We start from the raw sequence: 1,562 nt of genomic DNA, 5'->3' as shown, positions 1-1,562 counted from the left end.
AAAATGTTGTCAGCTTAAAAATAATTCTTGATATCTTTTCAACTTTTGTCGTTATCGGCGCAGTGAGGGGGGCACTTCCAGGCCGTGGGCTTCCATGAGGTCGGCTTGGCCCATCAGGTGGGCCGGGGATCCCTGGGCCCAGATCCGCCCTTGATCCAACAGGATGACCTGATCGCACACCTCCAGGATCAGCTCCAGATCGTGGGAAGCCAGCAGAAAAGTGTGGGCGGCCTGTTGCAAAAAAACTATCAACCGGCGCCGGGCTCGCAAATCGAGGTTGGCTGTCGGCTCATCGTAGAGCACCAACTGGGGCTGCATCGCCAGGATCCCGGCAATGGCAACCATGCGCTTTTCCCCACCAGAGAGGTGATGGGGGGGACGATCGGCCAAATGGAGGGTGCCGGTCATCTGCAGGGCGGCCTGAACGGCAGCCGCAATCTCCGCCTCAGGACGGGCCAAATTGCGCAGTCCGAAGGCCACATCTTCGGCCACCGATGGGGCAAACAGTTGGTCGTTGGGATCCTGAAACACCAACCCCACCTCAGGGCGAAACTGGCCGGGCCGCAGCGGCTGGCCAAACAAACTCACCTGGCCAGAGCAGGGGGGCAACAGGCCGCAGAGGGTGAGGAACAGGGTAGTTTTACCCGCGCCATTGGGGCCGATCACCCCCAGATGTTGCCCAACCTCGACCCGTAGATCCAGCCCTTGCAGCACCGGCGGATGACCGGGATAAGCTGTCCACAATTGGTTCACCTCCACCGCCGGCACCGGGTTCATAGCAAAGCTAGGGCATCCGCACGTCTTTCCAGCGCTCCTGGGTGGCCGTGGGGGTAAGTTGCAAGGTGGGCACACTGGGGCTGGTGAGGTCAATCTGGACGATGTCGTCGGGCGTACACTCGCAGTAGCGGCGCAGATCCCGCATTTGGTTGAGGGTCTGAATTTGCAAGGGCAAGCGGTCGGAAATCGGCCCCAGGTAGACGTTGCCCAGCTCAGTATGCAGGGTAATTCCCGCTCCAGATTGCCAATCCACTGCCCTGATCTGAATTTCAGACTGCTGCAAAGCCTTGAGCAACAGCGCCCATTGCTCTGGGGTGTGGTTCTCCCAGCCCAGCAGCTCCAGCTCAGGCCAAGACTTGGGGGAACGGTAGGGATCGGGAGACAGCCAGTTGCCCTGGACATCCACCCAGCCCATCTGGTCGCCCCATCGCGCCCGCGCCACAGGTTGCCGTTCTCGCACCTGGACGATGACACCCACCGGCAGCAGCCGTCGCTGCACCTGGACGCTTTCGATGGGAGAGGGCCGGGCCGGGGATCCCAGCAAAGCCCTTTCCAAAACAGCCGGTTGCACCTGCCAAATGTTGAGGGGATACTGCAGGGGCAATTGTGCCCGTATCCAGGCGGGATCGACCCAGTGGGCACCCTTTACCTGAATCTGTTCTGGCTGACGAATTTGCCAGTGGGGCTGCCGTAGGCCCAGCACCAGCAGCGCCAAGAGGGTCATCGAACCGGTCAGGCGCCAGGATCCCTGCCAAAACCGGCTGCGCCGTTGCCGACGCAAAAGC

The 1,562-nt window shown here is 61.1% G+C and carries 2 protein-coding genes; both read right to left on the bottom strand.

The features are described 5' to 3' along the window. Positions 1 to 51: 51 nt before the first annotated feature. Positions 52 to 777, bottom strand: a complete 726-nt coding sequence (locus NW819_RS09110) for an energy-coupling factor ABC transporter ATP-binding protein (RefSeq protein WP_414373739.1) — start codon at positions 775 to 777, stop codon at positions 52 to 54. A 7-nt stretch (positions 778 to 784) separates the two neighbouring features. Then, the coding region (locus tag NW819_RS09105; protein ID WP_414413548.1) for a cell division protein FtsQ/DivIB at positions 785 to 1,562 on the bottom strand (778 nt) is incomplete at its 5' end.

The organism is Synechococcus sp. R8-2 (assembly GCF_047461715.1).
In the GTDB taxonomy this organism is placed as follows: domain Bacteria; phylum Cyanobacteriota; class Cyanobacteriia; order Thermostichales; family Thermostichaceae; genus Thermostichus.
The sequence above is the reverse complement of the archived record's forward strand: the minus strand, read 5'-3'. Positions and strand labels throughout refer to the sequence as shown.